The following is a 21,171-nucleotide window of genomic DNA, read 5'->3' on the forward strand; positions in this document are numbered from 1 at the left end:
CTCCTTTGGGTAATCAAAGAATATGATGAAAAAAGGAGAAATTAGAAATGGAAAAAACCATTGGCGACAATCGAAAGCTCAGAAATGGCTTTATTACTTATTTTATTGTCCTGATCGCCCTGGGCGCTGTCTTAATTCCCGTGCTGCCGGGAGGGGCGCTGCCTCTTGAAATTGCATTCTTAATTTTATTTCCGGGTATTCCCGGCACTGTGGTGTGGTACATTACCAATAACGGCCCCAAAAAGACGCCGAAGGAATGGCTGCAGTACAACTGGTACGGTGTTGTGCTGTCCGTTGTCATTATCTTGACCGCGTTGCTGCTGCTTTTGCCGCAGTTCCGTTACCCGACGGATTACCTGTTCTTCACCCAGACTTTTGATGAGAATATTCCACGGGCAATCGAGAATGGACGGGCCTTTGAGGGCGTTCTTCAAAATCTTTTCTCAGGCCTGACACCAGAAAGCGCCTGGATGCTCAGAGCCTTTAACGTGGCTTTTCTCGTGCTTTTCGGCCTTCTTTTGGATCAGTGGCGCCGGAGTAAATCGCACAATGACCTGGTGGCTTTTCTGGTAACCACAGTCCTCATGGCTTTTTCGGTGATCACAGATTTCACCGCCTATGCAAGCCTGGTTTCCTTTATCCCGGCCGTTTGCTGTGCCGGCGTCTGTGTTATTCTGTATGACCGATTTGACAGCGCACTGGCAGACCGTGACCTTAAAACCGCTTATATCGCGCTGCTGCTGTCACTGGTCTTTTTGCTCGTGACCTTCCTGCTGGCTCAGGTTCCCACCATGGTGACCTTTGTCCTGCTGACTGGCTACGTTTATTTTAACAGGGCGGCTCAATCCTCGGTGAAATACGTCGGCTTTTTTGCTTTGCTCTTTGTGTGGGGAACTGCCATCTATTTCGGCATCGCCCAGGCTCTGGCAGGCTCGGCGCAGCGGGTGCTTAACCTTGGACTGGACCCGGCAGGCTCTCTCGGGGCCTTTGGCGGCCGCCTGCTGTGGTTCTTCGGTACCGTGGTGCCAGGCTGTCTGAATAAGATCGTTGAGGCCTTTTTCGGCTCAGCCGTCTACTACAAAGACCCCATCAATCTGGCGGTGACGCCCTATAACCAGATGGTGGCTGGCATTTTTGTATTCTGCGTTCTGTTTTTCTTTATCCTGTCGCTGGTTACCTACTATAAAACCAGGCGCAAGGCGGCGGATGTTATTTTGCTGTTACTCTTTGTGCCGCTGGCTTTTATGTATTATCTGGTGCTTCTGCCCACCACCTTTGCCTCCTACGATACCCTTGGTGTCAATGCTGTTATTGTGTTTATCATGGTATTCGGTATCCGGGACCTGGTGCTTGTTGGGCGGGATACACCCAGTAAGCTTCAGAAGCGGGTCTACGTTTCCATCATCAGCGTTCTGATTTTTCTGCTGATCCTAAACAGTAACCTCTTTACCGCGCAGTTTATTACGGGCTGAGAAGTCCGGTCCAACGCCTCTTTGTCAACGATTTTTAGTGGCAAAGAGGTCTTTTTATACGCTTTTTCAGCAAAAACTTTGATAAATTTACAACGATGCTTGTTATGTGACAAGACAGATGCTATAATAGTTGGAAAGACTGTATACACGGAGGAGAATTATGAACGAGATGGTTGAGCGGATTTTAGAGCTCAAAAAGGAAAAGGATGTCGTGATTCTGGCACACTATTACGTGACCGGTGACATCCAGGATATAGCTGATTATGTGGGAGATTCCTACCTGCTCAGCAAAAAAGCAGCAGAGGCCAGTGAAAAGGTCATCCTGTTCTGCGGCGTCGAATTTATGGGAGAGAGCGCGAAAATCCTGAGCCCGGATAAAACCGTGCTCATGCCAGATATGGAGGCCGACTGCCCAATGGCCCATATGGTAACGCCTGAGGATATCCGGCAGCTCAAGAAAGAATGTCCCGATGCGGCTGTGGTCTGCTATATCAACTCAACCGCCGAAACCAAGGCCTGTGCCGATGTCTGCGTCACCTCATCCAACGCTGAGCGGGTTGTGGCCGCCATGCCTCAGAAGGAAATCTACTTTGTGCCGGATTCCAATCTCGGCCGCCATATTGCTGAAAAGCTGCCGGAAAAAACCTTCTATTTCCACAATGGCTTCTGTCCGACTCATGCCCGCATCAGCGAAGCACTTGTCAGGAGGGCAAAGGAAGACCACCCCGGCGCCAAGGTGCTCATGCATCCCGAGTGTATTCCGGAGGCCCTGGCTCTGGCCGACTATATTGGAAGCACCTCGGGTATCATCGACTTTCCGGGAAAGGATGGCGGCGACAGCTATATCATCGCTACTGAGGAAGGCGTTATGCACCAGATGAAAAAGCAGTACCCGGACAAGGCCTTTTATATGGTCGATGACCTCTGTATCTGCGAGAATATGAAGAAAAATACTTTGGAAAAAATCCTGCGTACCCTTGAAACCTTTGACAATACAATGGAAATGGATGAGAAGCTGCGTGTGCAGGCATCCTGTTCCCTTAAAAAAATGCACGAGTTAGCACAGTAAGGAAGTGTGTGAAAATGAAGAATCATGCCGATGTTATTATCGTCGGAACCGGAGCGGCAGGTCTGTTCTGTGCCCTTAAGCTGCCCCAGAATTTGAGAATTATCATGATTACCAAGGATGAGGCTGAAAACAGCGATTCCTTCCTGGCCCAGGGCGGTATCTGTATGCTGAAGAGTCCTGAGGACTATAAAAGCTATTACGAGGATACCATGAAAGCCGGCCATTACCAGAATGACCCACAGGCCGTATCGATGATGATCAACAGCTCGCCCCATATCATTGACGAGCTGGTCCGCTATGGGGTGGATTTCAGACATGAGGGCAGTGAGTTTGCCTTTACCCGCGAGGGTGCCCACTCTACCCCCAGAATCCTGTATCACGACGATGTGACTGGCCGGGAGATCACCAGCAAGCTGCTGGAACAGGTAAAAACCCGCAGAAACATCGAGTTTCACGAGTTTACCACCATGATTGACCTGATCTGTGAAAACAGCCGGTGCTCTGGCATTGTGGCCCGGAGCAAAACAGGGGAAATCTTCCCGCTTTGCGCGGAAAACATTGTATTGGCAACAGGCGGCCTGGGCGGCCTGTTCCGCTATTCCACCAACTATCCCCACATCACCGGGGACGCTCTGGGCATTGCCATCCGGCATGGCATTGCGGTGAAAAACATCAATTACATCCAGATCCATCCCACCACCCTGTATTCCCAGAAGCCGGGCCGTTCTTTTCTGATCTCCGAATCGGTCAGGGGAGAGGGCGGTATTCTGTTAAATGCCAGGGGCGATCGCTTTGTCAATGAGCTGCTTCCCAGAGATCTGCTGACTGAGGCTATCGAGAAGCAAAAGGCCATCGACCACAGGGAGTATGTGCGTTTATCCGTCGTCCATCTCGGGGCGGAGGCCATTAAGGGGCGGTTTCCAAATATTTACAGGCATTGTCTGGAAGAGGGCTACGATATGACAAGGGAGCCCATACCCGTCACGCCGGCCCAGCACTATTTTATGGGCGGCATTGAGGTTGATCTGGACAGCCGTACTTCTTTTGAGAATCTGTACGCGGTGGGGGAAACCAGCTGCAACGGCGTTCACGGGGCCAACCGCCTCGCCAGCAACTCTCTGCTGGAGAGCCTGGTCTTTGCCGAAAGGGCAGCCCGGCATATTGCGGCAGAGCCGCGGCACAGCCTGGCCTTTGGCCTGCCATCACCGAGGGTGCTGTCAGCGCCTCAGGTGGTTCCAGATTACAAATCATTGATATTAGAGGAAATTAAGAGAGAGGACACACATTTTTATGAACAATGGTGCAACAATTAAAATAAATGTTGACGAGGCAATACTGAGCGCCCTGCGGGAGGATGTGACCAGTGAGGACATTAGCACAAACGCGGTCATGCGTGAGCCCAGGCAGGGCAGGGCAGAGCTCATCTGTAAGCAGGACGGTGTGATGGCTGGCATTGGTGTTTTCAGAAGGGTATTCGAGCTTTTAGACGATACTGCGGCCTTTGAGCTTTACTATGAGGATGGCGACAAGGTGTCAGAGGGGACCGTTATCGGTGTTGTCACCGGTGATATCCGCTGCCTGCTCACCGGCGAGCGGACGGCCCTGAATTTTCTCCAGCGTATGAGCGGCATCGCCACTTATACCAGAGGTCTGGCCGATGTGCTGGAGGGCAGCCGGACAAAGCTGCTGGATACGCGTAAGACTACGCCAAATATGCGTGTTTTTGAAAAGTACGCTGTCAAGGTCGGCGGCGGCTACAACCACCGCTATAACCTGTCCGACGGTATTCTGCTGAAGGATAACCATATCGGTGCTGCCGGAAGTGTTAAAAAAGCAGTGGCGATGGCAAAGGAATACGCTTCCTTTGTGCGCAAGATTGAGGTAGAGGTTGAAAATCTTGAGATGCTGGAAGAAGCCCTTGAGGCCGGAGCGGACATTATCATGCTGGATAACATGGATAACGAGACCATGAGAAGGGCAGTGGCCATGGTTGACGGCCGCGCCGAGACCGAGTGCTCGGGCAATGTTACCCTTGAGCGTCTGGCCGAGATTGCCAAGATTGGTGTTGATTATGTCTCCTGCGGTGCGCTGACACATTCCGCACCGATTCTGGACTTTTCACTCAAAAATCTCAGGCCCGTCAGAGTATAGAATACACGAAAAGAAAGGTTGGTGATTATTTGGACGGAGAACAGCGGCGCAGAGAAATTATGGATGTGCTCAGGACCACCAAAGCTCCCGTATCCGGCGCCTTTCTGGGAAAAAAGTTTCATGTCAGCCGGCAGGTTATCGTTCAGGATATTGCCCTGATCCGTGCGAGCTGCCCAGGCATTATCTCCACACACCGAGGCTATATTATGACTCAGCCTGCCTATGTCAGCCGGGTCTTTAAAGTCTGCCACGGCCCCGGCCAGATCGAGGATGAGCTTAACCGTATCGTGGATGCGGGCGCAAGGGCTGTGGATGTCTTTGTCAGACATGCTATTTACGGTAAAATCGAAGCTGAGCTCAATGTGTTTTCCAGGCGGGATGTGCGCCTCTTTGTGGACAAGGTCAAAAACCATGGAGTAAAACCTCTGACCGATATTACTGGCGGAGAACATTATCACACCGTGGAAGCAGACTCTGAGAGTATTCTGGATGAGGTCGAGGAGGCCCTGCAAAGTGCAGGTATTCTTATAGGCGTTGAATAAAAATAAAGCAGAAGCAGCTAAATGCTTCTGCTTTTTTCATTGTTCTCAAAAGAGCCGAATGGGTATAAATGACATTAAATAAGGGTTTCTTTTTTGATGAAACCGTTATATAATAGAATCATCAAGGAAAAGAGGTAAGAAATGAAAAAGAGACATTTAATCGCACTTTTTATGATTCTTTTGCTCCTGATCCCGGCGCTCAGCGGCTGCGGGAAAGATCTGACCACAAAAATATCTCTGGAATCAGGAGAATACTATGGCGAACAGGAAATCACCCTTTCAAATGCCGGAACCGGAACGATTTATTACACCCTGGACGGCTCTGACCCAAGGGACGGCGGAAATGAATACAATCCTGAAATGCCACTGAAGATCAACTATGGCTCAACTCTAAAGGCCTACACCAAGGAAGGCAGCAGTAAGGGGAAGGTCGTTGAGGCTACCTACACCATTAAAAACATGGAACAGACCGATCAAAGCTCGGGTGCGCTGATGTTTACATCCTATATACGAGGCACCTACCAGAGCGGCGATTCCAAAATCATCTTTAACCAGGACCGCTCACTTGAATGGCAGAACGGCTCAGATGCCGGCAGTTCGCCCTATACCATTACAATGTCCAGCGACGAGGACCCGTTAAAGGCGACCCTTACTTACATCAATAATGATGGTAAGGAGGCTAAATACGATATTGACGCCAACGCCATCTGGGAAGATGGTTCCCTGGTTATCAACGGGACTACCTACCAGCCCGTGGATGAAGAAGAGGAATAAGTGGCTGATCAGCCAATAATAAAAAGAACCGCCCAATTGAGCGGTTCTTTTTATGTATAAGAGATTAGTAGGTAAAGAACGAGGATTTATACGCGCGGCATGGTTTTAGTCGCAACAACATCCACACCAGTGCCTAAGACGTCTTTAATGATGACATCGCCCATTTTGACAGGAGCATCGACAACAATTTTGTCGATTTCTTTCATGACATCAAAGATTTTACCCTTTGGCACAGCGTCAGCTGTTTTGACAGGCAGACGAGCCATTAAAGCGCCGTTGATCACCACAGTGGTCGGGATCACACGTTTAGGATTGGTAACTTCTTCAATCCCATATTTCTCACCATTTTTACAGGTGTTGCCCGTTACAGTGTATTTGCCGTCTTTTTCTTCAACGACCATTTGGCATCCTAAAGGGCATGAAATACATGTTACATTAGTTTTCATTTTTTTGCCTCCTTCGGTTCGACAATAAATTCTATTTTACCATTTGGGTATTTTTCCAGTACTTCTTTTTTGATATTGAAGTTTACCATTTCAGCAGGCAGGAATTTTCTGGCTTTTTTGGTAGCGATCTTTTCACCGTTAATATAGGCATTGACAACGCTGTCGGCATAGACGTTGCGGACACGCATGTAGAAGGTCAGAGCATCGTCCATATTGGCCAAGGATACATGCTGCGGCACGACATAGGAGATACCCTCACCATTGACGGTGTCAAAGTTTGTTTCTGTGGATAATTCACCCTTGATATATTTGGCAGCGCCTTTACCAGCAAGTACGGATTCTTCGGATACGAAGTCAACCAGGTCATGTACATGTACAACATTACCGCAGGCAAACACGCCAGGCATGCTGGTTTCACGCAGTTCTCCGACAACCGGACCACTGGTGCGGCCATCAATATCAACGCCTGCGTTGCGGGAGATTTCATTTTCAGGAATCAAACCAACGGATAAGAGCAGGGTATCACATGGGATAAATTCCTCTGTTCCAGGAATTGGTTTGCGGTCATCACCGACCTGCATGACAGTAACGCCTTCGATACGGTCCTTGCCGTGGATAAAGGTGATGGTGTGGGATAACTTCAATGGAATATCATAGTCATCCAGACACTGCACAATGTTACGAACCAAACCATTTGAATAAGGCATTAATTCACAGACAGCCTGCACATGAGCGCCTTCCAGCGTCATACGGCGTGCCATGATGAGTCCGATATCGCCGGAACCCAGGATTACAACTTCCTTACCCGCCATGTAGCCTTCCATGTTGATGAAACGCTGCGCGGTACCGGCAGTGAAAACACCAGCGGGGCGGTAGCCCGGAATGCCAATAGCGCCGGAGGTACGTTCGCGGCAGCCCATGGTCAGGATAACCGATTTAGTTTCAATGGCTGTATAGCCGTCTTCTTCATTGATGGCGTGGACGATTTTAGTGTCGCCCTTGTCTTCCATGTCAAGAACCATGGTGTTAAGCTCATAGGGAATTCCCAGTTCAACAACCTGGTCAATATAACGTTCTGCATATTCAGGGCCTGTTAACTGTTCTTTAAATGTATGTAAGCCGAATCCGTTATGGATACACTGGTTCAGGATACCGCCGAGTTCGCGGTCACGTTCCAGAATCAGCACATTTTCAGCACCGTCTTTTTTTGCTTCTACAGCCGCAGCAAGGCCAGCAGGGCCGCCGCCTAAAATAACTACATCATAAATCATTGCTTATGCTTCCTCCCCGTTAGATTTTGTTTTTCCGCACAGGATATATGCCTTGTCCTTTGAATCGTACATAACATCATCCATTTCACAGTCCAGTTCCCGGGCTAAGATTTCGACGACTCTCGGAGAACAGAAACCGCCCTGGCAGCGTCCCATACCGGCACGACAGCGTTTTTTAACACTCTTAACAGTGGTTGCACCGGCACTGCGGTGAATAACGTCAAGGATTTCGCCTTCTGTGATGGTTTCGCAACGGCAGATAACCTTACCGTATTTAGGATCTTTAGCGATCAGCTCACGTTTTTCTTCTTCAGACAGTTCGTTAAAGTAAACGTGCTTTCTGTTTTTAGGATTGAAGTTTTCATTTTCTTTTACATCGATGCCTTGGCGTTCGAGCATTGGGATAATGATTTCTTCAACAACATACCAGCCGGCAGCCGGAATAGAGGTCAGGCCTGGAGATTCGTAGCCAGCAAAGTTGACGAAATTTTTAACCGGAGATTCTTCGATGATGAAGTCGCCGTCTGTGGTCGTGTAGGTATCCGCAACCGGTGTGTTTCTTGTACCGGCGTAAGAACGGATAATTTTGTTGAAGCTGTTCTTTAAGGTTGGGCAGTTCTTCAACGCATTTTCCTTAATGTAGTCAAGCTTATCCTGTGTGGTGGAGATATCACCTTTTTCAACAGGGGAAGCATCTGGTCCGATTAACAGGTTGCCATGTACGGTTGGGGCAACGAGGATACCCTTACCGTTTTTAGTTGGGCATGGGAAGATAACGTTGTTAACCAGTCCGCCAACTTCTTTGTCAAAGATGAAGTAGTTGCCCTTACGCGCTAAAAGTTTGAAGTAAGGTTCTCCAACCATCTTATAGATGTCATCCGCATAAACACCGGCAGCGTTGACAACAATTTTGGCTTCAATGTCTTCGCCAGTGGTTTTAATTAAGAAGGAACCATTTTTATTCTGGATATTGGTTACCAGATGGTTCAATTTAAGTGTAACACCATTGTCAACTGCATTTTCAGCAACCTTGGCGCATAATTCGAAAGGTGAAACCAGGCCGGCAGTACCAGCGTATAAAGCACCGCAGATATCAGGGTTGATGTTTGGTTCCATTTCATGAACTTCATCCTTGAACAGGATACGCATATCCGGAACACCATTAACCAGACCATTCTGATAGAGTTCGTGGAGCTTCATCATTTCGTGCTCAGTATGGGCAACGACCAGGGAACCGGTGCGTTTGTACGGAACATCCAGGTCAGCACACACCTTTTCGTACATGATGTTTCCAGGTGCATTAAATTTACCCTTTAATTTATAGGAAGGCGCATCAAAACCAGCATGAACGATAGCTGAATTCGCCATGGTAATCTGATTTCCCACATCATTTTCTCCGTCCAACAGAACCACATCCAACTGAAAGCGGGATAACTCCCGGGCTATGTAGGAACCGGCAATACCAGCGCCTATAATAGCGATATCATACATAATAAATCCTCCTTGATTTGTTATAATATATTTAAAAATATAGACAAAGTTAGTTGTTCAATAAAAAAACCACACAATCTTCTCAGAAATTTGAAATACTAAGAAAATTAGTGCGGCTCTCCATTGCCATTGATTTAGTTTTTTATTCTCCCTCAGGTTTAAGGGGTTCATCTTCTCTATTATTTTGCTCATTTTTTATGCTTGAAAAGGCGTCCCATAACGGCTTATATGAGGTACTGGCAGAGATCGCACCAGCGTCGATGCAAGAACGAACCTCTTCTTCTGTCTCGATAAACCCGCCAGTGATGATTGGAACCGTCAGCTCCTTTTTTACACTGTGGATAATCTTGGGAACGAGTCCGGGCAAAATCTCAACGGCGTCAGGCCGGATTTTTTTTGCCGAGTTAATGGAAACGTCCATGGCGGACGAGTCCAATAAAAATAAACGCTGTATGGTCATCAGACCTTCCTGCTTAGCACGGGCAACGAGAGAATTCTTCGTTGAGATAATGCCAGTAGGGTTGATCTCTTCCTTCAGATATTTGATAAAATAATTATCCTGCGCGTATCCTTTGATAAGATCCAGATGGACAAAGGCATACTTACCGGCATGGTTCACATACTCAACCATTTTTTTGAGGTTGTAGATGTTTCCGCCCAGTAAAAAGATAATCTGCGTGTCTGATGCGATGGCATCGTGAATATCCTTGGGATTTCTGACAGCGGCGATGATCGGATTCGCTTGAAACATAAGAAAACATTTTCTTGTCGACATTAGGTCCTCCTTAGACTCATCTATGCCTGTATTCTAGCATAAAGGCATTCGGAGGTAAATAGTTTTTTTAGACTTTTTGTACTTTTGTTAAAGTTTTTGTCGGGAAAGTCCGAAAACTCCCCGACAAAAACCATTCATTTTTACTTTTGATAATAAAGAGGCTTATTCAGCTTCTTCCCATCCTTTTGCACATTCTACAGCTTTTACCCAGCCTTTGTACAGTTTAGCGCGAACTTCAGAATCCATCATTGGTTCGAAGGTTCTGTCGATCTTCCATGCATCGGTAACTTCTTCTTTGCCATGCCAGAAATCTACAGCTAAACCAGCTAAGTAGGAAGCACCCATAGCGGTGGTTTCAACGATAGACGGTCTGTCTACTGGAACACCAAGGATGTCTGCCTGGAACTGCATTAAGAAATCATTGTTACATGCGCCGCCGTCAACTTTGAGAGATTTCAGAGATACGCCGGAGTCTTTTTCCATAGCATCCAGAATGTCTTTTGTCTGGTAAGCTAAAGATTCAAGAGTTGCACGGATTAAGTGGCATTTGTTTGCGCCACGTGTTAAACCAACAATTGCGCCACGAGCGTAAGCATCCCAATGCGGAGCACCCAGGCCGGTGAAAGCAGGTACCATGTATACACCGTTTGTATCTGGAACTTTCTTAGCGAAATGTTCGGAGTCTGGGGAAGTATCGATGATCTTTAATTCATCTCTCAGCCACTGGATAGCAGCACCAGCAACGAAGATAGAACCTTCAAGTGCGTAGTCAACCTGTCCGTCAAGGCCCCATGCGATGGTTGTTAAAAGACCGTTTGTAGATTTAACGAATTTTTCACCTGTGTTCATTAACAGGAAACAGCCTGTACCGTAGGTATTTTTAGCCATACCAGGTTCGAAGCAAGCCTGTCCAAAGAGAGCTGCCTGCTGGTCACCAGCGATACCGGCAATTGGAATTTCGCCACCAAATAAGGTAGTGGTTCCGAAAACACCGGAGGAAGGTTTAACTTCAGGTAATAAAGACATTGGGCATTTGAATTCAGAACATAATTTTTCATCCCATTTGAGTGATTTGATATTGAAAAGCATGGTTCTGGAAGCGTTAGAGTAATCTGTTGCGTGAACTCTGCCTTCAGTTAATTTCCAGAGCAGCCATGTGTCAATGGTACCAAATGCTAATTCGCCTTTTTCAGCTCTTTCGCGAACGCCTTCAACATGGTCTAAGATCCATAATAACTTAGTGGAGGAGAAGTAAGGGTCAAGAATAAGACCGGTATTGTCCTGAACATAATCAGCGAAGCCAGGAATGGCGTTAAAGTCATCAGCATAGCTGGCGGTACGGCGGCACTGCCAAACAATTGCATTATATACAGGTTCGCCTGTTTTTCTATCCCAAACAACGGTGGTTTCACGCTGGTTTGTAATACCGATCGCAGCGATATCATCAGCGGTTGCGCCAACTTTTGCCATTGCTTCACTTACAACACCACTCTGAGTAGCCCAAATTTCCATTGGATCATGTTCAACCCAACCTGGCTTTGGATAAATCTGAGTAAATTCTTTCTGTGCAACGCTTACAATTTCGCTTTCATGATTGAATAAAATCGCTCTTGAACTTGTGGTTCCGGCATCCAGTGCTAATACATACTTTTTAGACATAAGTATAACCCCCTAAAATAAATTAAAATATATTTATTTAATTATGCTTCTGAGATACTATCAGCATAAATAAATCAAATGTTAATAAATGGTACAGTTTTCATTAAAAAAAGGCACAAACTAACAACATTAACATATTCTTTTTATGCAATGCGAAAGTATGGCCCTCCTAGACTCCTGCCCAATATTTAGATAACAACAATTCTACTGACATGTCTGCGATTACATCACTATTATATAGGATACGTCGCACTCAGTTCGATTTAATGATATTATAGCACAATATGGATATTGTGTAAAGGATTTACAATCTAAAAACAAAGTTAATTTTTTAACAAACCCCAAAGGCGCCTGTTTAAGGGGCTTTAAGCGGATTCTGAATTTTTTTCAGAAATAATCAGGAATCCCCAAAAAATCATTTCATAGATGAAAAGAGTGTTTTTTTGTTCAACAAACATAAAATTTTGCCAATTGAAAAATTAACTTATCAATTGGGTAAAACTGTGATATAGTATAAATTAAATAACCAAAGTTCATTAGGAGGGAATTCTTATGAAAAAATTTATCAATGATGTTGAAAACGTTGAAAACGAGATGCTTGAAGGGATCGTCGATGCCCACCCGGATTATGTCAAACGCCTTGAAGGTTTAGACGTACTGGTAAGAGCAGATAAAAAAGAAGGAAAAGTAGCGCTTGTCAGCGGCGGCGGCAGCGGACATGAACCAGCTCACGGCGGTTTTGTCGGCAGAGGAATGCTGGATGCCGCGGTAGCTGGCGCTGTATATACCTCTCCAACACCGGATCAGGTTTACGAAGCAATCAAAGCAGTTGATGCCGGAAACGGTGTATTATTAGTCATTAAGAATTACACTGGTGATGTCATGAATTTTGAAATGGCTGCTGAAATGGCAGAAGGTGACGGTATTGAAGTGGCTTCTGTTGTTACCAACGATGACGTTGCAGTACAGGACAGCCTTTATACGACTGGCCGCCGCGGCGTTGCCGGAACTATTTTTGTTCATAAAATTGCTGGGGCAAAGGCAGAAGCAGGCGCTTCTTTAGCCGATGTTAAAGCTGTTGCTGAAAAAGTTATCGCCAATGTACGTACCATGGGCGTTGCCATCAAACCATCAACCGTTCCTGCGGCAGGAAAACCAGGCTTTGAACTGGCAGAAGATGAAATGGAAATCGGTATTGGTATCCATGGCGAACCGGGAACTCACCGCGAAGCTTTAAGACCGGCGAACGAAATCGTTGACCATCTGCTTGAAAAGATTTTAGCAGATATTGACTACTCAGGTTCCGAAGTTGCTGTTATGGTTAACGGCGGTGGTGCAACACCTGCGATGGAACTTTACATTCTCAACAAACGCGTTCACGATGTATTGACCGAAAAAGGCATTAAGATTGCCAAAACCTTTGTTGGCAACTACATGACCTCCATCGATATGGCTGGGGCTTCCATCAGTCTGTTAAAACTGGACGACGAAATGAAGGAACTGCTGAACGCGCCGGCAGATACCATTGCATTAACACAGTTTTAAATAATTCTTTAAATTAGATATGATATTATAATGACAGGCCTAACCGGCCTGTCATTTTAGAGCATATTAAAAATAACACAGAGACATGGAGGATATGGAGAAAACCGCACGGAACCTCCGGCTCTGTGTCTTTGTGTTTCTTTTAATCGTAGAAAGGAATTAATTATGGCAGCAACAAAAGAAAATGTATTAACTTTTATTCACCTGTTTAATGATAAAATGCAGGAACACCGTCAGGCTTTAACCGATATGGATCAGGCCATCGGTGATGGTGACCACGGTATTAACATGAGCCGTGGCATGAAAGCCGTTGAAGAAAAATTGCCAACATTTGAAGAAAAGAACATTGACGACATCTTAAAGGGTGTTGGCATGACATTGGTTTCCACTGTTGGCGGCGCATCCGGGCCATTGTACGGCACTGCGTTTATGAAGGCTGGAATGACCTCTAAGGGAAAGGATGAGCTGACCGCTGAGGATATCAGCGCAGCTCTGGAAGCCGCCATTGAAGGGATTAAACAGCGCGGTAAGTCTACCACGGGTGAAAAAACCATGCTCGATGCCATTGTACCAGCCAAAGAAGCCTATGATAAAGCTGTTGGTGAAGGAAAAGGCATTGCGGACGCACTGGCGGATGCTGAAGCTGCTGCATGGGACGGTGTCGAGTATACCAAAACAATCATCGCAACCAAAGGCCGCGCAAGTTATCTGGGCGAACGCAGCATCGGACACCAGGACCCTGGAGCAACCTCCATCACCTATTTAATTCAGGCAGCGAAAGAGGCCGGAGAACAGGCCGGAGCGTAAACCATGGTAGGAATCGTTGTTGTATCACACTCACAAAAAGTAGCGGAAGGCGCTAAGGAACTGGCGCTACAGATGGCGGCTGATGCAAAGATTGCAGCGGCAGGCGGTCTTCAGGATGGGAGCATTGGCACTGATATGGAAAAGATCACCAATGCCATCAATGAAGTTATGTCCGATGATGGCGTTATTATGTTAGTCGATATGGGGTCAGCCATCATGACCTCTGAAATGGCCATCGAGATGTCTGACAATCCTGAAAAGATTAAAATTGTCGATACTCCTGTTGTTGAGGGAACAATCTTTGGAGCGGTTGAAGCTTCAATTGGCTCTTCAATGGAACAGATTATGGACGTTTTAGCGCAGGCAAAAACTCAGCCAAAATTTTAATTATCTTCTAATTATTATTTAATGAAGGAAAGTTCAGGACCGTATGTTTAAGCACGGTCCTTTTTCTTTTTTGATGAATTGTAATTGAGAGGTCATTATTCTTGAAACCCTATTAAAAGTATGATACTATTGGGAAAATATGAGAAAAAAATATATTGTGTAAAAGGATAAGAATGAGTGTGGTATGAATGAAAAGCAAAAAAAAGTAGTTCTCTGGATAAGCGTGGTTGTATGGATGGGTCTTATCTTCATGTTTTCGGCGCAGAATTCTACAGAGTCATCCTCCTTAAGCGGGAGTGTCGTCGGTGTGATACTCCATGCCATCAAGACTATTTTTCCAGATATACGGCAGGTAGAGCTGAATCATCTGCAATTTTGGATCGGTTTTTTTGTCAGGAAGGCAGCGCACGCCTCCATTTACTTTGTTTTAGGCATATTAGTATACACAGCAATCGGAAAAAAGGTCAGCCGGAAAAAACGTTTTTTGATGACTGTTGCGGTTTGTTTCCTTTATGCGTGCACCGATGAATTTCACCAGCGTTATGTTCCAGGCAGAAGCTGCGAATTCAGAGACGTATGTATTGATACTGTTGGAGCGCTTTTGGGGATCGGCTTTGTTATTTTTATCAACTGGGTAAGGCGCATTAAGAATGGCAGACCATGGAAAGAAGCCGTCCGTGACATCCGTATTCACGGAATTCTTTGGGGGATTGCTGGTGTTATCTTTGTGATTGTTTTATGCTGCCTTTACCTGTATCTCGGTAAGAATATCCTGGTGACCACAAAATATACCATGAAATCAGCGGATATACCGGAAGCCTTCGATGGCTATAAAATACTGCAGATATCGGATTTTCACTCAAAAAAATTTCCAGATAATAACGAAGGGCTGGCAAAAACGATCAGTGCGTTAAAGCCGGACATTATTGTGGCAACCGGTGATATGCTGAATGCCGCCCAGGATGATGATGGAGAGGTGTTTTTAGAGCTGATTCCAAAGATAGACCCGGATATTCCGATTTACTATGCGGCAGGCAACCATGAAACTGTTGATGAAGTAACAGATCCCAAAAGTGCAGGTGTATATTTTGAGCAGATTGCAGAGCTGGGCGTTGTTCGTCTTGACAATGAGAAGGTCGTTTTGTATAAAGACGGTGAGAGCATAGATCTGTATGGTTTGGAAACAGAGATGACCTATTACAGAGATCGAAGAAATCCAAATTTTGATAAGCTCAAGCTGAAATCAGAGCATATTGAGGAATTGATTGGTCCGGCAGAGAATTCAAGGTTTGTAGTTTTGATGGCCCATAACCCACTTTATTTTGAAGCTTATGCTAACTGGGGGGCAGATCTGACGTTATCGGGCCATATCCACGGCGGAATGATCTATGTGCCGTTTAAGGGCGGAATGTTTTCACCGGAGTATAGTCTCTGGCCGCAGTATTATGCAGGCGACTATCATATGGGCGACAAGGTTATGTTTGTAAACAGAGGGATTGGCAGCAGCGGAACCATACCGGTACGAATCCTGGATAATCCGGAAATATGCTTAATAACTCTGGAAAAGCTTCAGTAAAATGACTTCTCAACATTGGACAGTGCTGTTGAAATTAACAGCACAAAAAATAGATGATTTATAAAATAAAAAATTGATTTATTGGTTGTTTAATAGTATAATCACTTATAAATAAATTAATTAGAAGGCATTATTGATTAAAACAATAATGCTTTTAATATGTCTGAGAGCATGGGAGAAGTTAATGAAAAAAGATTCCAAGGATATGGCAGTACGTGTCGCATTCCTGATTTTTTTGGATGCTGTGGTACTCTTTTTATCCTATTTATTCGCGTTTTTGCTGACTTACAATTTCAAAATTCCCTTTAATTTTGTCAGTGGCGCGCGTTGGTTTTTAGCCATGGGGATCGGCATTAAGGTGGTTGTTTTTTTTATCACTGGTATGTACAACACCCTCTGGCGCTATGCAAGTATTGAGGAGCTCTGGCAGATCACCTTTTCTGTTATTCTTGCGAACATTCTGACCTTTGTGCTGTACTTTGCCATCGGTGCAGGGGTTCCGACAACTGTTCAGATTCTGTCATTTGTGTTTGATTTGATCATGGTAGGCGCAATCCGCATTTTTTATCGGACAGGCAGGCGCATAAAACAAGGCGTCGGAGGTAAGGGAAACAGCAGGAATGTACTGATTGTCGGCGCAGGAGAAGCGGGTATTAAGATTCTGAGGGAGCTGGCGGCAGGCGAAATGAAAAGTTATGTCGTTGGTTTTGTGGATGACAATGTCTATAAACAGAAAAAGAAAATCAATGGTTTGACAGTCTTAGGCGGCCGAGAAGATATTCCCGATATTGTCGAGGATGAACAGGTCAACGAAATCATTATTGCGCTGCCGTCTGTTCCGAAAAAGGAAATGAATGAAATCGCGGAGATCTGCCATAAGACAGGACGTCCAGTCCGGGTTTTACCCAGCTTTGATGATATCCTGAATTATGACGTCAGCCTCAGCAAGTTAAGAGATCTGCAGATAGAGGATTTACTGGACCGGGATGAAATCCATCTGGATAAAAGTGTCATTTCTGAGTTTATCAGGGGCAAAGTGGTGCTGGTGACGGGTGGTGCGGGCTCTATCGGCTCTGAGCTTTGCCGGCAGATTATCAAGTACCAGCCGAAGCAGCTTGTTATACTGGATATTTATGAGAATACACTGTATTATTTGGAACTGGAGCTGCGGCGTTATATCCACGAACTGGAAATTGAAAGTGGCTATGGCATACGCCTGGATCTGGAGATTACAAGTATTCGCGATAAAGCCAGTGTCAACAGCCTGTTTGAACGTTATCGTCCGCAGGTAGTCTTCCACGCGGCGGCGCATAAGCATGTCCCGCTGATGGAGAAGACGCCAAAGGAAGCGGTAAAAAACAACATTTTTGGGACAAGAAACGTGTTGGACGCCTGTGTTGAGTATCAAGTTGAAAAATTTGTGCAGATATCCACAGACAAGGCTGTTAAGCCAACCAATGTGATGGGAACAACCAAGCGCATCTGTGAAATGCTGATTCAGCTTTACGATCAGCATAATCAAACGGAGTTCGTCGCTGTTCGTTTTGGAAATGTCCTCGGAAGCAATGGCAGCGTTATTCCCATATTTAAAGAACAAATTGCAAATGGAGGACCGCTGACAGTTACCCATCCCGATATAGAAAGGTTTTTCATGACCATTCCCGAAGCAACACAGCTGGTTCTTCAGGCTGGCAGTATCGCCCATGGTGGAGAAATCTTTGTGCTGGATATGGGAGAACCGGTTAAAATTAAGGATTTGGCTGAGCGTATGGTCCGCCTCTCAGGCTATGAGCCTTACACAGAGATGCCGATTGTCTTTTCAGGATTGAGGCCGGGGGAAAAATTATACGAAGAGCTTTCTTACGATATGGCTGAATTTGATAAAACACGGTATAAAGATATTTTTGTTGAAAAGCCAGAGGTTTTTGATGAAATAGTAATATGTGATGAGCTTGAAAAATTGAAACAAATTGTCGATGGTGGAACAATGTCTGAGGTGATTGACCAATTGAAAGTAATCGTTCCAGACTATCACCCAAACCGTGAAACTGCTATTTAAAAAGAGATACAAGGAATATAAAAATTCCTTGTATCTCTTTCTTTTTTAAGTTATAATTGTTTTTGTTATAATAAAATAGTTATAATTTAAAGTATACAAAATAATGAAGGGAAAATTTTGATGGAAGAGATTAGTTTACATGACATACTGGATATGTTAAAGGAAAACTGGAAATTTATTGTCATTTTAACCTTGTGTTTTATGATTGTGGTTTCAGTGTTTACCATCTTTTTTATGAACAAAGAGTACAGCAGCTACACAACATTAATGATTGGTAAATCAGAAGGCTATTCTGATACAAATGCCAATGCGAACTACAATGAAGTATTGACTAACCAGAAATTAGTTGGCACCTACAGTGAAATCGCAAAGAGTAAGAGTGTTGTTTCAGAGGTTGAAAATAATTTAAACCTTGATTTAAGCGATGGACAGCTGTCCAAAATGATCGATGTCACAACCGTTAATGATACGGAGCTGATAAAGATTACAGTTACAGATGAGGACCCTGTAGAGGCAGCCAGTATTGCCAATGAAACAGCGAAAGTATTCATGTCCAATATCGGCGAATTGATGAAGATCAGTAATTTACAGGTAGTCGATGCGGCAGAGGTCAACTCCACTCCAGTTTCTCCGAATTTAAAACTGAATGTTGCGATTGCCTTTTTGCTTGGTATTGTTGTGAGTGTTTTCATTATCTTTATCAGAGAAATGCTTAATACCAGTGTTAAATCTGTTGAAGAATTAAAAGAGCTCATTGATGGGGTACCGGTTGTTGCGGTTATACCACATTCTGAAGAGCTGATGACCCATTCTGAAGGAGGTAAAAAATAATGAAGGATTCCATAATTACCTATAAATCTCCTAAAGGCCCTATCTCTGAAGCCTTCAGGAATATGCGTACCAACATTACATTTGCGGATATTGATGAGGAACTGAGGGTTCTGACGATCACAAGTACAGGTAAAGGTGAAGGGAAGTCGACAATTATTGCGAATTATGCTGTTGCACTTGCCCAGTCAAAAAAGAAAGTGCTCTTGATTGACTGTGACCTGCGTCGCCCCAGAATTCACCGTTTGTTTGAACAGCCCAATAAACGAGGACTGACAAACATACTTTTAAGAGAATGTGAACCAACAGAAGCGATCCAGACAACCGATGTGGAGAATCTTTTTATGATTTCTTCAGGGCCTATCCCGCCGAACCCTTCGGAAATTCTGGCCAGCAAGCGGCTTATTGAATTAATTAACCAGTTTAAACTGGCTTTTGATTATATCTTGATTGATGCGCCGCCGGTTGGCGTTGTAACAGATGCTGCGGTTCTTTCGCATGTAACAGATGGTTATATTGTAGTTGCGGCAATCAGCGTGACAAATAAGGAAGGGGTGCGCATGGCCCTTGAAACACTGCGCAATGTCAATGGAAATATTGTCGGTGTCGTAGCGAATAATGCTCCAGTAAGTAAACGCAGCGGTTACTACTATTATTACAGTGCTTACGAGGAAGACCAACATCAAAGCAAGAAAGAGAAGAAGCATCGGAAAATCAAAGAAAAAAGAGGAAAGTAAGGGGCAGACAGTATGATTGATATACACACGCATGTGCTATACGGTATCGATGATGGTTCCCCAACAATTGAAAACAGTCTTGAAATGCTCAGAGTTGCGGAGCGGATAGGTTTCCGAGGTGTGGTTCTAACACCACACTATATGAGCTATACAAATTTTGTTTCCAGAGTTGCTGAGAACAAAAAAAGATTGAAAGCTTTGATAAAAGCAGTTGCGGAAGAAAATATCAATATACAGCTGTTTTTGGGAAATGAGCTCTATTATGAACCGGATATGATACAAATGGTTGAAGCAGGTGAGTTTACCACCCTGAACAAAAGCAATTATTTTTTAGTGGAAACCATGCGGCATGATTCAAGTGTCGAGCATTTGCAGGAATTTCTTTACCGGTTACAGGCTAAGGGGTACTCAACGATTTTAGCACACCCTGAAAGATATGATTTTGTAAGGGAAAATCCCAATGTATTATTGGACTTTATAGATAAAGGAACCTATATACAAACAAACGCATTGAGCCTGACAGGGTTTTACGGAAGTGCGTCGAAAGAGACTGCCGAGATCATGCTGGAGCACAATATGGTCCAGTTTCTGGCCAGCGACGCACACCGTGTTAAGAGCTACGAACTGATGGAAAGAGCATTAGAACGTGCGGAAGAAATTGTTGGGCGTAAAAAGTTTGAGCAAATTATGAATTTAAATCCGGCAATCGTTCTTAGCAATAAAGGGACGATTGAGTGTAGTCCGGTCGAATACAGCCCTAAGAAAAAACATCATTTTTTCCCTTCATTTAGGAAGACTGGCAAAAAACGTTTAGGAGGGGTGGGGATTCAGTAAATGAAACATGTAAAAAATACAGTGATTGTTATTTTGTTTGTGGTGTTTTGTGTCCTTATTGTGTATGGTTTAAAAACCTGGAACAATGACGGCAAAAAGAAAGTCGCAGCAAATGCGAACCAGCCGGCTACCACTGTACAAAATACGGATAAAACCACTGCGCCAACGATTACGATTACCTCAAATAATCTTTTTAATGAGAACAATGTGACAAATGGCGATGTGTCTGTCGCGTTTAAGGCTTCTGATTTAAAGGATGCTTTTGTCAACGGAACATCTTTGAACGATCCGCAGTCCCAGGAAAAGGTAACGGAGGCTCTTCTGTCTAATCCAGGCAGTTATGAGATCATTGTGGAAGATAATAATGGCAGTAAAGCCGTCTTAAGGTTTTCCATTGATCCTAATGTGGTTATCTCTGAAGAAGGCGGAAAAAAAGCTTCTGACATTAAATCTGAGCCTTATACAGGTGAGGTAGCACAGGTGCAGCAGGGACCTGCGATTACAGCGCAGACACCAGCCGGGCTTATAAATGGGGGAACTGTCAGTTCTGAGTTTGTAACCCTGGCATACAGCAGCCCGGAGCAGATTACATCTGTTACGCTTGACGGCGAGGCAATGGAGGTCATTGGCACGGTGACGAGCTATATGTCTGGAAAACACACAGTGGTGGTTACAGACAGTAAGGGAGCAAGCTCAACCTTTACCTTTACAAATAATTATTAAAGCTAAAAAAAGAACACCCAATGTG

Annotated in this window: 20 protein-coding genes; 15 read left to right on the forward strand and 5 right to left on the reverse strand. The window is 44.8% G+C overall.

Going from position 1 to position 21,171, the window contains the following annotated elements:
• Positions 1-47: 47 nt before the first annotated feature.
• The 6 genes from BUC22_RS06835 (at position 48) to BUC22_RS06860 (ending at position 6,008) form a co-directional block, all read left to right on the forward strand.
• The gene (locus tag BUC22_RS06835) at positions 48-1,472 is read left to right on the forward strand and encodes a hypothetical protein (protein WP_013381383.1); all 1,425 of its coding nucleotides are present in this window, start codon (positions 48-50) and stop codon (positions 1,470-1,472) included.
• Positions 1,473-1,632: 160 nt separating this feature from the next.
• A complete protein-coding gene (gene nadA / locus BUC22_RS06840; protein ID WP_013381382.1) occupies positions 1,633-2,541 on the forward strand; it encodes a quinolinate synthase NadA in 909 nt (302 codons plus the stop codon).
• Between the two features lie 14 nt (positions 2,542-2,555).
• A complete protein-coding gene (locus tag BUC22_RS06845; protein WP_013381381.1) occupies positions 2,556-3,854 on the forward strand; it encodes an L-aspartate oxidase in 1,299 nt (432 codons plus the stop codon).
• Positions 3,832-4,692 (forward strand): carboxylating nicotinate-nucleotide diphosphorylase, encoded by an 861-nt coding sequence (gene nadC / locus BUC22_RS06850; protein WP_013381380.1) that lies wholly within the window; start codon positions 3,832-3,834, stop codon positions 4,690-4,692. The genes BUC22_RS06845 and nadC overlap by 23 nt, the downstream gene beginning before the upstream one ends.
• A gap of 29 nt (positions 4,693-4,721) precedes the next feature.
• Entirely contained in the window at positions 4,722-5,234 is a 513-nt protein-coding gene (locus BUC22_RS06855) for a transcription repressor NadR (protein WP_013381379.1), read from the forward strand.
• 141 nt (positions 5,235-5,375) lie between these two features.
• Positions 5,376-6,008, forward strand: a complete 633-nt coding sequence (locus tag BUC22_RS06860; RefSeq protein WP_013381378.1) for a chitobiase/beta-hexosaminidase C-terminal domain-containing protein — start codon at positions 5,376-5,378, stop codon at positions 6,006-6,008.
• Positions 6,009-6,094: 86 nt separating this feature from the next.
• Here BUC22_RS06860 and BUC22_RS06865 read toward each other — a convergent pair whose 3' ends face one another.
• The 5 genes from BUC22_RS06865 to glpK all read right to left on the reverse strand — a co-directional run bounded on the left by BUC22_RS06865 (position 6,095) and on the right by glpK (position 11,650).
• The gene (locus BUC22_RS06865) at positions 6,095-6,454 is read right to left on the reverse strand and encodes a DUF1667 domain-containing protein (RefSeq protein ID WP_013381377.1); all 360 of its coding nucleotides are present in this window, start codon (positions 6,452-6,454) and stop codon (positions 6,095-6,097) included.
• Positions 6,451-7,725 carry an NAD(P)/FAD-dependent oxidoreductase gene (locus tag BUC22_RS06870; RefSeq protein ID WP_013381376.1) on the reverse strand — a complete coding sequence of 425 codons (1,275 nt, stop codon included), beginning with the start codon at positions 7,723-7,725 and terminating at the stop codon, positions 6,451-6,453. The genes BUC22_RS06865 and BUC22_RS06870 overlap by 4 nt, the downstream gene beginning before the upstream one ends.
• Positions 7,726-7,728: 3 nt before the next feature.
• On the reverse strand, positions 7,729-9,216 hold the full coding sequence (locus tag BUC22_RS06875) for an NAD(P)/FAD-dependent oxidoreductase (RefSeq protein WP_013381375.1): 1,488 nt from the start codon (positions 9,214-9,216) through the stop codon (positions 7,729-7,731).
• Between the two features lie 142 nt (positions 9,217-9,358).
• Complete coding sequence (locus BUC22_RS06880; protein WP_013381374.1) at positions 9,359-9,991, reverse strand: glycerol-3-phosphate responsive antiterminator; 633 nt, start codon at positions 9,989-9,991, stop codon at positions 9,359-9,361.
• 162 nt (positions 9,992-10,153) lie between these two features.
• Positions 10,154-11,650 (reverse strand): glycerol kinase GlpK, encoded by a 1,497-nt coding sequence (glpK, locus tag BUC22_RS06885; RefSeq protein ID WP_013381373.1) that lies wholly within the window; start codon positions 11,648-11,650, stop codon positions 10,154-10,156.
• A 552-nt stretch (positions 11,651-12,202) separates the two neighbouring features.
• Here glpK and dhaK point away from each other — a divergent pair.
• The 9 genes from dhaK to BUC22_RS06935 all read left to right on the forward strand — a co-directional run bounded on the left by dhaK (position 12,203) and on the right by BUC22_RS06935 (position 21,146).
• Entirely contained in the window at positions 12,203-13,195 is a 993-nt protein-coding gene (gene dhaK / locus BUC22_RS06890) for a dihydroxyacetone kinase subunit DhaK (RefSeq protein WP_013381371.1), read from the forward strand.
• Between the two features lie 165 nt (positions 13,196-13,360).
• Complete coding sequence (gene dhaL / locus BUC22_RS06895; protein WP_013381370.1) at positions 13,361-14,002, forward strand: dihydroxyacetone kinase subunit DhaL; 642 nt, start codon at positions 13,361-13,363, stop codon at positions 14,000-14,002.
• Positions 14,003-14,005: 3 nt separating this feature from the next.
• Positions 14,006-14,389 carry a dihydroxyacetone kinase phosphoryl donor subunit DhaM gene (dhaM, locus tag BUC22_RS06900; protein WP_013381369.1) on the forward strand — a complete coding sequence of 128 codons (384 nt, stop codon included), beginning with the start codon at positions 14,006-14,008 and terminating at the stop codon, positions 14,387-14,389.
• Between the two features lie 184 nt (positions 14,390-14,573).
• On the forward strand, positions 14,574-15,965 hold the full coding sequence (locus BUC22_RS21270) for a VanZ family protein (protein WP_013381368.1): 1,392 nt from the start codon (positions 14,574-14,576) through the stop codon (positions 15,963-15,965).
• 184 nt (positions 15,966-16,149) lie between these two features.
• Positions 16,150-18,024, forward strand: coding sequence for a polysaccharide biosynthesis protein (locus BUC22_RS06915; protein WP_013381367.1), 1,875 nt, complete (start codon positions 16,150-16,152; stop codon positions 18,022-18,024).
• A gap of 120 nt (positions 18,025-18,144) precedes the next feature.
• Positions 18,145-18,855, forward strand: a complete 711-nt coding sequence (locus BUC22_RS06920; protein ID WP_013381366.1) for a YveK family protein — start codon at positions 18,145-18,147, stop codon at positions 18,853-18,855.
• Entirely contained in the window at positions 18,855-19,589 is a 735-nt protein-coding gene (locus BUC22_RS06925) for a CpsD/CapB family tyrosine-protein kinase (RefSeq protein ID WP_073382625.1), read from the forward strand. The genes BUC22_RS06920 and BUC22_RS06925 overlap by 1 nt, the downstream gene beginning before the upstream one ends.
• Before the next feature lie 12 nt (positions 19,590-19,601).
• On the forward strand, positions 19,602-20,423 hold the full coding sequence (locus tag BUC22_RS06930) for a tyrosine-protein phosphatase (RefSeq protein WP_013381364.1): 822 nt from the start codon (positions 19,602-19,604) through the stop codon (positions 20,421-20,423).
• Positions 20,424-21,146: a hypothetical protein gene (locus BUC22_RS06935; RefSeq protein WP_013381363.1), complete on the forward strand. Its 723-nt coding sequence runs from the start codon at positions 20,424-20,426 to the stop codon at positions 21,144-21,146.
• The last annotated feature ends 25 nt before the right edge of the window (positions 21,147-21,171 follow it).

The sequence above is a fragment of the Eubacterium callanderi genome, assembly GCF_900142645.1.
Lineage (GTDB): Bacteria > Bacillota > Clostridia > Eubacteriales > Eubacteriaceae > Eubacterium > Eubacterium callanderi.

What these genes read in the sequence shown, in the direction of transcription:
- dhaL (WP_013381370.1), top strand. Translation starts at nt 13,361, where the DNA reads ATGGCAGCAACAAAAGAAAATGTATTAACTTTTATTCACCTGTTTAAT.
- BUC22_RS06865 (WP_013381377.1), bottom strand. Translation starts at nt 6,454, where the DNA reads ATGAAAACTAATGTAACATGTATTTCATGCCCTTTAGGATGCCAAATG.
- dhaK (WP_013381371.1), top strand. Translation starts at nt 12,203, where the DNA reads ATGAAAAAATTTATCAATGATGTTGAAAACGTTGAAAACGAGATGCTT.
- BUC22_RS06845 (WP_013381381.1), top strand. Translation starts at nt 2,556, where the DNA reads ATGAAGAATCATGCCGATGTTATTATCGTCGGAACCGGAGCGGCAGGT.
- BUC22_RS06880 (WP_013381374.1), bottom strand. Translation starts at nt 9,991, where the DNA reads ATGTCGACAAGAAAATGTTTTCTTATGTTTCAAGCGAATCCGATCATC.
- BUC22_RS06930 (WP_013381364.1), top strand. Translation starts at nt 19,602, where the DNA reads ATGATTGATATACACACGCATGTGCTATACGGTATCGATGATGGTTCC.
- BUC22_RS06870 (WP_013381376.1), bottom strand. Translation starts at nt 7,725, where the DNA reads ATGATTTATGATGTAGTTATTTTAGGCGGCGGCCCTGCTGGCCTTGCT.
- nadA (WP_013381382.1), top strand. Translation starts at nt 1,633, where the DNA reads ATGAACGAGATGGTTGAGCGGATTTTAGAGCTCAAAAAGGAAAAGGAT.
- BUC22_RS06925 (WP_073382625.1), top strand. Translation starts at nt 18,855, where the DNA reads ATGAAGGATTCCATAATTACCTATAAATCTCCTAAAGGCCCTATCTCT.
- BUC22_RS06920 (WP_013381366.1), top strand. Translation starts at nt 18,145, where the DNA reads ATGGAAGAGATTAGTTTACATGACATACTGGATATGTTAAAGGAAAAC.
- BUC22_RS06860 (WP_013381378.1), top strand. Translation starts at nt 5,376, where the DNA reads ATGAAAAAGAGACATTTAATCGCACTTTTTATGATTCTTTTGCTCCTG.
- BUC22_RS21270 (WP_013381368.1), top strand. Translation starts at nt 14,574, where the DNA reads ATGAATGAAAAGCAAAAAAAAGTAGTTCTCTGGATAAGCGTGGTTGTA.
- BUC22_RS06935 (WP_013381363.1), top strand. Translation starts at nt 20,424, where the DNA reads ATGAAACATGTAAAAAATACAGTGATTGTTATTTTGTTTGTGGTGTTT.
- BUC22_RS06915 (WP_013381367.1), top strand. Translation starts at nt 16,150, where the DNA reads ATGAAAAAAGATTCCAAGGATATGGCAGTACGTGTCGCATTCCTGATT.
- dhaM (WP_013381369.1), top strand. Translation starts at nt 14,006, where the DNA reads ATGGTAGGAATCGTTGTTGTATCACACTCACAAAAAGTAGCGGAAGGC.
- glpK (WP_013381373.1), bottom strand. Translation starts at nt 11,650, where the DNA reads ATGTCTAAAAAGTATGTATTAGCACTGGATGCCGGAACCACAAGTTCA.
- BUC22_RS06875 (WP_013381375.1), bottom strand. Translation starts at nt 9,216, where the DNA reads ATGTATGATATCGCTATTATAGGCGCTGGTATTGCCGGTTCCTACATA.
- nadC (WP_013381380.1), top strand. Translation starts at nt 3,832, where the DNA reads ATGAACAATGGTGCAACAATTAAAATAAATGTTGACGAGGCAATACTG.
- BUC22_RS06835 (WP_013381383.1), top strand. Translation starts at nt 48, where the DNA reads ATGGAAAAAACCATTGGCGACAATCGAAAGCTCAGAAATGGCTTTATT.